This is a genomic window from Sphingomonas abaci, from assembly GCF_014199625.1.
Taxonomy (GTDB): Bacteria; Pseudomonadota; Alphaproteobacteria; order Sphingomonadales; family Sphingomonadaceae; genus Sphingomonas; species Sphingomonas abaci.
Window position 1 is genome coordinate 21,959 of record NZ_JACHNY010000018.1, and the last position, 8,772, is coordinate 30,730.

Annotated in this window: 8 protein-coding genes; 7 read left to right on the top strand and 1 reads right to left on the bottom strand. The window is 62.9% G+C overall.

Annotation, left to right across the window (positions count from 1 at the left end):
- Positions 1–28: 28 nt before the first annotated feature.
- The 7 genes from GGQ96_RS19935 (at position 29) to GGQ96_RS19965 (ending at position 8,147) form a co-directional block, all read left to right on the top strand.
- Complete coding sequence (locus GGQ96_RS19935; RefSeq protein ID WP_093068110.1) at positions 29–1,423, top strand: toll/interleukin-1 receptor domain-containing protein; 1,395 nt, start codon at positions 29–31, stop codon at positions 1,421–1,423.
- Complete coding sequence (locus GGQ96_RS19940) at positions 1,420–2,955, top strand: argonaute/piwi family protein (protein ID WP_125945980.1); 1,536 nt, start codon at positions 1,420–1,422, stop codon at positions 2,953–2,955. The genes GGQ96_RS19935 and GGQ96_RS19940 overlap by 4 nt, the downstream gene beginning before the upstream one ends.
- Positions 2,956–3,181: 226 nt before the next feature.
- The gene (locus tag GGQ96_RS19945) at positions 3,182–4,357 is read left to right on the top strand and encodes a tyrosine-type recombinase/integrase (protein WP_125945979.1); all 1,176 of its coding nucleotides are present in this window, start codon (positions 3,182–3,184) and stop codon (positions 4,355–4,357) included.
- The gene (locus GGQ96_RS19950; RefSeq protein WP_143058620.1) at positions 4,354–4,851 is read left to right on the top strand and encodes a hypothetical protein; all 498 of its coding nucleotides are present in this window, start codon (positions 4,354–4,356) and stop codon (positions 4,849–4,851) included. The genes GGQ96_RS19945 and GGQ96_RS19950 overlap by 4 nt, the downstream gene beginning before the upstream one ends.
- Positions 4,852–5,370: 519 nt before the next feature.
- The gene (gene repC, locus GGQ96_RS19955) at positions 5,371–6,723 is read left to right on the top strand and encodes a plasmid replication protein RepC (RefSeq protein ID WP_241212655.1); all 1,353 of its coding nucleotides are present in this window, start codon (positions 5,371–5,373) and stop codon (positions 6,721–6,723) included.
- Between the two features lie 176 nt (positions 6,724–6,899).
- Positions 6,900–7,787 (top strand): replication initiator protein A, encoded by an 888-nt coding sequence (locus tag GGQ96_RS19960; protein WP_093068102.1) that lies wholly within the window; start codon positions 6,900–6,902, stop codon positions 7,785–7,787.
- Positions 7,788–7,871: 84 nt separating this feature from the next.
- A complete protein-coding gene (locus tag GGQ96_RS19965) occupies positions 7,872–8,147 on the top strand; it encodes a hypothetical protein (protein WP_093068099.1) in 276 nt (91 codons plus the stop codon).
- On the opposite strand, the gene GGQ96_RS21715 is transcribed toward GGQ96_RS19965, so the two are convergent.
- Positions 8,114–8,623 (bottom strand): transglycosylase SLT domain-containing protein, encoded by a 510-nt coding sequence (locus GGQ96_RS21715; RefSeq protein WP_184117025.1) that lies wholly within the window; start codon positions 8,621–8,623, stop codon positions 8,114–8,116. The two genes, GGQ96_RS19965 and GGQ96_RS21715, sit on opposite strands and share 34 nt — an antisense overlap.
- Positions 8,624–8,772 lie beyond the last annotated feature (149 nt).

The window sequence follows — 8,772 nt, forward strand, 5'->3', positions numbered from 1 at the left end:
GTTCGGCACTCTGCTGGCGGGGACTCCCATGACTACCGCTCCGACACCGGTGCGCGACACAATTCTGATCACGCACGCCAATCCTGAGGACAATCGCTTCGCCCGGTGGCTTGCCGGGCGCCTAACCACGGCCGGATACAAGGTCTGGGTCGACGTTCGCGCGCTTCGGGGCGGCGACGATTTCTGGGACAAGATCGAGCACGTGCTGCGGCACGAGGCGATCAAGCAGATCGTCGTCGTGTCCGAGCACATCGGCAAGCAAGGCGTAAAGAAGGAACTCGCCCTCGGCGACGTCATGCGTCGCAAGCTAAACGACCCGGAGTTTATGGTCCCAATCCGGATCGCCGCCGTGGACTTCGGCGATTTCCCCACAGAGATCCTCCGCCAGAACGCACACAATGCGTTCCCTAACTGGGCAGCCTGCCTTCAGCCCTTGTTCGAGACGCTCGACACCTCACGTGTACCGAAGGTCGAGCATCCGGACGCCGAGCAGCTTGCGATGATCGTCGCTGCCCAAGAGGACGGTCGAAAGCTGGTCACGCTAAATTCCGAGACGCTTTACAGCAACTGGTTCGAACTCCGGGCGAGGCCTGACGTCTGGATCCTGGAGGCGAAGGGAACGACTGCGCAGCTGGAAGCGTGGAGCCAGTTCACCAAGGTTCCCCACGTCCTTCACGAGGGAGGCGCTATCGCCTTCTGCGGACCCGATGCGATCGAGCGTCTCGATAATGGCGCGCCGCCGTTGAAGGCACGCGCTAGCCTGCCCTTCAACGGCGTGATCGACGGTACATATAGCCGCCACTTCGGTGAGCGTTCCAACGCGCGGCGGATCGCCGTCAACCTGATGCGTCAGCATTGGGACCTGGCCATGCATCGTCTCGGGCTACTTCCTGTCGATTTCGCCTCGGGCGCCCGAGGCCGCTTCTTCCCCGACGGACTCATCGACGGAAGGGTGAAGCTGACGCTGAGCGACGGCCATCGGGTCGACCGTGTCCTGAGCGGCAAGTTCAAGGACCGGCGCTGGCATCTGTGCCTTGTCGCTCAACCCAAGCTCTGGCCGGATGCTCTCTTCCGGGTCCATGCCAATGTTGCGGTGACGACCAATGGCCGAACCCCGCTCCCGGGTGAACAGCTGCAGCGCATCCGGTTGCGCCTCACGCGGTCTTGGTTCAACGACAAATGGCGCGACATGCTGCTTGCCGCAATGGGCTGGCTTGCCGAAGGTGATGCGACCTTAGATATTGCCGCGTCCGGTGAGCGCCTCGCGGTCGCTAGCCTACCAATGAGCTTCGACTTTCCGGTCAGCTTCGCCGCGGAAGAAGACCGCCGAGCCGAGGAAGACGAGGGAGGCCAGATAACTCTGTCAGAGGACTTCGAAACGGCCTTCGACCGGGATGGGATACCGGAGGAGGCCGACGCATGAGCATCCTCACGCACCGCATCGCCGAGCCTTTGCTCGAGTTCGGTCACGGGCAGCAGATGGAAGCGCCAAAAGATGGGCTCTTCCTCTTCGGGCCGCTCGAAGGTCCAGATGGCCGCTCCCAGGTCCGCTTGGGCGTCATCGGGACGGAGAGCGGCGTCGGCCTATCCCGCCGCTGGTTAGAGCGGATCAGCCTGCATATTCCCGGTAAGGTCGATGCAAAGGGCAAGCCCGTCCTATGGGCACCCGCATGGCCAGGCTTCGAGGCCTGCTTCGGCATCGCGCTGCCGACCCGCGGCATGGTCGAGCTAGCGGTCAAGAGCGGCGACATCGATCATTGCATCAAAAAGAACAATCGCGCCGACGCGGTTCGTTCCACGGTGCTGCTGTTCGCCGACGCGATCCGCGCGCACATCCGCGCCGAGGAGCGCCGTCCCGACGTCTGGCTCGTTGTCGTTCCGGACGTCGTCTATCGCTATGGACGCCCCCAGGTCGCACCACCGCCCAAGGACGAGCGCACCCCCTCCGACATCACGAGCTTCAAGGACGCCAAACGCTTCTTCCAGATGGGCGGCGACCTGTTCCCCGACACGGTGCGGGATGCCGAGACCTACCTGTTCTCAAGCAATTTCCACCATCAGCTGAAAGCCGAGTTGCTGCAGGACGGCGTCGTCCTGCAGCTGATTCTCGAGAGCACGTTGGTCGACCGCAACCTCAACATTGCCAACGACCGCCGGCGCGGCCTCCAGGACGAGGCCACGGTTGCCTGGAACTTCTGCACCACGCTCTACTTCAAGATGGACGCCAAGCCGTGGGCGTTGGCTCATGTCCGTCCTGGCGTTTGCTACGTCGGACTGGTGTTTAAGAACGACGACACGCCTGCGGCAACGGGCGAGGCCTGTTGCGCCGCGCAGATGTTCCTCAACTCAGGCGACGGCCTCGTCTTTCGCGGCGCCCTCGGCCCCTGGTACTCCGACGAGCGCAAGGAATATCACCTCTCGAGGAGCGCGGCGGCGAATTTGATGACCTCCGTGGTCGAGGGCTATAAGCTCAAGCACGGCAAGCCACCGAACCAGCTGTTCATTCATGGGCGTCACCGCTTTTCCAACGATGAGTGGGACGGCTTTTGCAGCGCAGTGCCCACCGAAACACAGCTGGTAGGAGTCAGGATCAAGCAGCTCGATGATGTTCGGCTGTTCCGTCCCTCTGCGTCGACACCCGTCCTCCGCGGCACGGCCCTCACCGTGGGTGACTGGTCAGGTTACCTTTGGGCGCGGGGGTTCGTGCCTCGGCTGGCAGGGTATCAAGGGTTCGAGACCCCCAAGCCGCTCACCGTCGACGTGACGCATGGCGAAGGGGACATCGTAGAGGTGCTCGGTGACATCCTTGCGCTCACCAAGGTCAACTATAACGCCTGCGATTTCGCGAGCGCCCTGCCCGTGACGCTCAAGTTCGCCGATCGGGTAGGTGAGATCCTGATGGCGTCGCCACATACCGTTACCGCACCGCCGCTGCCGTTCCGGCACTACATCTGATCCCATGAGCGCCGACTGAGGCAGATGGGAGTTCGATCCTAAGGCGAAGACGCTGACGTCCACCAATTTAGGTACAAATCCGCTGTTTTGGGTGCGTGCCGCTGGGCAGATGCCGTCCACCATTTCAGGAAAACCTACAGGTTCGGCTACGGATTTTGCCCGAAACGTGAGACCGGTCTCACCCACCTGCAACGAATCTCACCCACGATGACGAACGAGCCGGCCGATGGTCACCGATGATGAGACTCCTGTCGCGGCTGGTGAGACTGGCGGGCAAGGCGACGAGCTGGCTGGCGGCCGCGCGCCGCCTGATGCCGACAGTCCGGCCGACCTCGACGCGATCGTCAGCGGCGCGCTCACCGTCCTTGTCCGTGCCGAGCCGCAGGACCTCTACCTCCCCGAGCTGGCGCCCAGCGATCAGGAGCGCGTCGACAGCTTCGCCAAGCGCGGCCGCGCCGCCGCGACGCTCCAATCCTACAAGTCCGACTGGGACCTCTTCATCGCATGGTGCCTCGAGCGGCGATACCGGCCGCTGCCGGCGTCGCCGGCGACGGTCGCGGCGTTCCTGAGCGAGCTCGCCACGACCGGCTTCGCCCCCGCGGCCGAGCAGCGCACCAAGACGGGCAAGCTGCGCGCGCCCCGCGCGCCCCGTAAGCTGAGCCGGTCGACGATCGAGCGACGCCTCGCCGCGATCGTGTTCGCCCACCGGATGGCCAAGGTCGAGCCGCCGACGTCCCAACCCGGCGCCAGCGACCTCGGCCTGGTCATGGGCGGGATCCGGCGCACCAAGGCTGGCGAGGAGAAGCGCAAGAAGCGCGCGGCCGACGGCGACACCCTCCGCGACATGCTCCGCTCGATCACCGGCGACGACCTCCGCGCGCACCGCGATCGTGCCCTGCTGGCGATCGGGATGGGCGGCGCCTTCCGGCGCTCGGAGCTGGTGGCGATCACCGTTGCCCAAGTAACACGCGACCCGGATGGGCTAACCGTCAGGGTCAAGTCGTCGAAGACCGATCAGTATGGCGAGGGCCAGGGCGTTGCCGTACTGGACGGGCCGCGGCTAGAGCCGGTTCGTCACTACGAAGCATGGCTCGTGATCGCGGGGATCACCGAGGGACCGGTGTTCCGCAAATTGACCCCGCAGGGCCGCCTCACCGACAAGCCGATGAGCACAAAGGGAGTAGCGCTGGTGGTCAAGGCGGCCGCAGCTGCGGCGGGCTATCCGGCCGAAGCGTTCTCCGGCCACTCCCTGCGCGCCGGCTTCCTCACCGAGGCGGGGCGACAAAACGCCAATCTGTTCAAGATGCGCGAGCATAGCCGTCACGCCTCAATCGACATGGTCGCGGAATACGTCCGCGACACAGAACGATATCGCGATCACGCGGGCAAGGGGTCCATGTGAGAAGCGGCCGCCGCTGGTATTCCCCTGCCGACAATCTTGAAGACGGCTGGAACCTACCCGTTTTGGTGTTCGTGTCATATGCGATCACACCATACAATTGGTTTGCCCTTTTCGGGAGCGACCTACTTCCCTGGATGAGTTTGCCGACTCGATGCGCGATAGGCGTGGTGTTGACTGCAATCGTTGGACTTTGCTCGATGGTAACGGGCGCGGCCTTAAAGAGGTATGCGAGGCGCGAAGATCGTCTACTTCCGATTGCCGCTGACTTCATCGCAGCTCTAGCCCTCCTTGGAACACAGGCCGTCCTCGCAGCAGTGCTAATTAGCACGCCACGCGAAGTCCCTCTTCTTGAAGCTACCCGGACTTTCATGGTCCTCGCACAGGCCTCAATCGCGGGCTGGTTTCTGAAGGTCTTCTGGGATCGCGCGACTGAGATTATTTCAGCTCAGAGCGACTACCAGACGATTAAAGCTTGGGATGACCCGGTCGTCTGACTCCTCGGTAATGGCTGAGTGCGAACTATGCGCTACTGGGATCGGGAGGCCTCAGAGATAGATATACTGAAAGCACGAGCCATGCTCGAAGGCTGCGAATCCGACCCGTGGGAGCCTCCAAAAGTGTGTAACTGGGTTACACACTTTCCCATCCCAGCCCTCTGCCGGGCACTCGCGCCACATAGATGTACTGATAGCACGAGGATTTCCGAGATAGATTAACTGAAAGCACGAGCCGTCGAACAGGACGGGTGCCACTCGTGCCGTTTACGTTCCCCTCGCCGTCCGCGTCTGGTGATTCCAGGAAGGTGCGGCCCTGCGGTCGTCCGATCGCGTGTCACCGAAAAGGGGAAGCCGTGCAGAAAAGAAAAACCCGGCACTAGGCCGGGCTTTTCGGAACCTCGGAGAGGTCGTGTCGCAACGTCGCCTTAGCCGAGATCCGATGACGCAGCAATAAGAAAGCGCAATTCGCGCCACGGGTGGTTGCGTCCGCACGGGTATCCCAGGGGGATTATCCGAATGATGTCCTATGCTCTCGCTCCCGGCGCGGGCCACCGCCGCCTCGACGAACGCTCGAGCGCTACCGACCAGCTCGCGCAGCGGTTCAGAGGGCTGCCAGAAGACGTGACCCACCGGCAGGTCCTCACCGTCTTCAAGCGCGCGGCGCCGTATCTTGGGATCCCCCCTCGCCTCGTCCATGCCGTCGATACCCTTATGAGCTGGTCACGCGCGATTGATTGGATCGACGGGCAGCGGCCGATCGTCTTCCCGTCGAACGAGAAGCTGACGCAAAAGCTCGGTATTGGCGTGCGCCAGGTCCAGAAGATGCTCGCCAATGCAGCGCGGTTTGGCCTGATCACCCATCGCGACAGCGCAAACGGCAATCGGGTCGGCGCCCGGGGCAAAGACGGTCGGCTCATCTACGCCTACGGCATCGATCTCAGCCCACTGGCGGTTCGCTATGAGGAGTTCGCAGCGGCCGCCAGGGAAGGCGTGGAGGCGGACCTGCGGATCAAAGTGCTACGACAGCGCCTCTCCGCTGCACGACGCCGAATCCGGACGCTCGCCCAGCTGCTCGAAGACGAACAGATCGATAGCATTGATGCCCGGACGGCCGTGGAGATTGCTCTTCTCGCCACCAGCCAGATGCGCCGTGTGCGTGACGAGGAGTTGCTGGCAGCATGCGTCGAGCAAATGGAGGATCGCGCTGAAGGCCTCGGCAAGGCCGTAGCTGCTGTGTTTCATGGGGCTTCGGATGCTCCATTTTCACAAAATGATTCACCCTCGGACGAACTGTGCGACGCCCCTATTACAACTACAAACCAACCCGATACTGCTAAAGCAGTCTACAGTAGTGGCTATCCGAAGAAGGGTAGCAGAAACGGGTACGACGTCCGTGACCCGGAACCTCAGACCGCCGTCGAGGCCGACCTGGCGAAGCACGGGGTCGATCCCGAGTTCATCGCTACAGTCGTTCCGGAGTTCATCATGACCGGTTCGCCGCGGCCGACATGGGGAGAGCTGATCGGCACGGCCGAGCGCCTGGTCGACCAAACGGCCATTCACCGGAGTGTGTGGCACGAAGCGTGTCGCCTCATGGGGCAGAAGGGGGCCGCCGCGTCGGTTCTCGCGACCGCGCACAAGCATATGCGAGGCGACGTTGATCGCCCAGGAGCGTACCTGCGGGGCATGAACAAGCACGCCGCGTCCGGGCTGCTCAACCTAGGGCGAACTTACCACGGGCTGAAGGACAGTGCGCGGTCGGAGGGCATGCGCTCCCTCTCCACCGGATCCGATCCTCGCTCGATTGGCCAGCTCGCCGCTGCAGCGCTGGGTCTCGGACGAGGCGGGCGGGCTCACCGCCTGCTATGAGGACATAGAAATACTGATAGCACGAGCCGCGACCCCCCTGCCCTGCCCCTTAGGAGGGAGCGCTATAGCGCGCTGCGACCAATTGACGGCAATCCTCGTGCTATCAGTATTTTTATCTCCGACCGGGGTGCTTAACGATGTCCGGCAGGGTATCGTGACCGTTGAAGGGAGCGAAGATGGCCAAGCCGAAAGCCATGCCGCAGCAAATCTCGCTGTTCGATATGGATAGTCCGCTGCACGGCAAGGTTCGCGGTGAGCGCTCCATCATGCACTATCCGTTCTTCGCGCTATCGAAGAACCCGCACATGGAACGTATTGAGTGGCGGCGCGACAACGTCTCCATTGAGATACGCCCGAGCGACACCGGGGTTGCTACGATGTGGGATAAGGAAATCCTGCTTTACGTTGCTTCCCTGATTGCTCAAGCTATAGCTGATGGCCAAGCGGCTCCTGAGGAGGTCACCTTTGCCGCCCACGATTATTTTCGGGTAACCGGGGTCGAGAGGCCGTCTACTAGGGACTATCGTCGTTTTGCTGAGGCGCTCGAGCGACTGCAGGGCACCCAGATCAAGACCAACATCGAAACTGGATCGAAGATCGATCGCGGTTGGTTCTCGTGGCTCGCTGAGGCCCAGGTCGAGTACGAGAAGATGGCCAATGGCGAAGAATCGCTGCGGTACGTCCGGATTCGTCCCTGCAACTGGCTCTTCCGCGCGATCCAGCGTGACCAGCGGATGTATCACTACCATCACGACTATTTCCGGTTGGGTCCGATCGAGCGGCGCATGTACGAGATCGCGCACTGCTCCGGCGAACCGATCGAGATGACCGTTGAGGAATTGCACACCCAGGTGGGGTCGATGGGTCCGGTGTCACGATTGAAGAGCCTCGCGAAGGAGATCGAGGCGGAGAACCGGCTACCGGACTACGACGTCAAGGTCGTCAACATGGTGACCGGCGAGCGCATCGACACGCTCGGCCGAACTCGCAAGACCAAGGGCATGGTGATCCAGATGCGTCCCAAACAGCGCGCCATCGCTCAGCCTAAGTCACTGGTCGCCTGAACCCCCTGCCCTCTCGGCCTCACGAAACGAATGCGTCGCCCCTCCGTTAAGGGCCTGAAAGGGTCTTGACGCTAAGGAGGGTTTATGCCGCAAGCCACCATAGACGCCTGGGTCTCTCTCTACGCCGCGGTCGGCCTCCTCGTCGCAATGTGCGCGGTGTTCGCGGTCATCAAGACGGCCCACGACTATCGCACGGGCACGCAGACACTGGCGACGACGACAGTGATGGACAAGGTTCTGGCAGCGCCGCGGGTCTGGGTGCGCTGGCAGCTCAACTACCTTCTCGGCGCGCCGGCTATCCTAGTGATCGCGACCCTCTACGCCCATCACCTCGGGTTCGCGACGCTCGTCGACGTGTAGGCGAACAGCTGAGCGCCGCGGAACGAGGGACGCGGTATGACAGTCGAGGCCGTCTGGATCGTCGCCGTCCGGAACGCGCTCGCGCTCCACCCACGGGTAATCGCAGACACGTAGCCGATCGTCTCGCGGAACGGCGGGATTTGCCCTTTCAGGCGCACCCTCCCCGGTCCCGCGTTGTAAGCCGCGAGCGCCAGGTCGACGCGCTTGAACTCGTCCAGGTGCTCGCGCAGGTAGCGAGCCCCTCCCCTCAGGTTCTGCAGCGGGTCGCGCGAATTGTAGACCCCGAGATAGGCCGCGGTGCCAGGCATCAGCTGGGTCAAGCCCACCGCCCCCTTGGGAGACACGATCAGCGGGTTGTACTGACTCTCCTGGGCGACCAGCGCATCGAACAGCCCGACCGGCACCCCGGCCTCACAGGCAACCGCCGAGATCAGCGGATAGTAGCGCTCGCGTCGCTGCTCCAGATACGCGGGCAGATCACCGCGCGGCCGGTACGGAGAGAGCGAACAGCCGGCCGCAGGACTGTAAAGGGGAGCACCTCAAGGTTTGTGACACGGACAGCGGTAAGCTGAACAGGTAGCGAACAGGGCGGCTCAGGCCACCTTGGCTCCGGGTCCGCCGGCGA

Coding starts and splice junctions, on each gene's coding strand:
- GGQ96_RS19945 (WP_125945979.1), top strand. CDS start 3,182: ATGGTCACCGATGATGAGACTCCTGTCGCGGCTGGTGAGACTGGCGGG.
- GGQ96_RS19960 (WP_093068102.1), top strand. CDS start 6,900: ATGGCCAAGCCGAAAGCCATGCCGCAGCAAATCTCGCTGTTCGATATG.
- GGQ96_RS19935 (WP_093068110.1), top strand. CDS start 29: ATGACTACCGCTCCGACACCGGTGCGCGACACAATTCTGATCACGCAC.
- repC (WP_241212655.1), top strand. CDS start 5,371: ATGATGTCCTATGCTCTCGCTCCCGGCGCGGGCCACCGCCGCCTCGAC.
- GGQ96_RS19940 (WP_125945980.1), top strand. CDS start 1,420: ATGAGCATCCTCACGCACCGCATCGCCGAGCCTTTGCTCGAGTTCGGT.
- GGQ96_RS19965 (WP_093068099.1), top strand. CDS start 7,872: ATGCCGCAAGCCACCATAGACGCCTGGGTCTCTCTCTACGCCGCGGTC.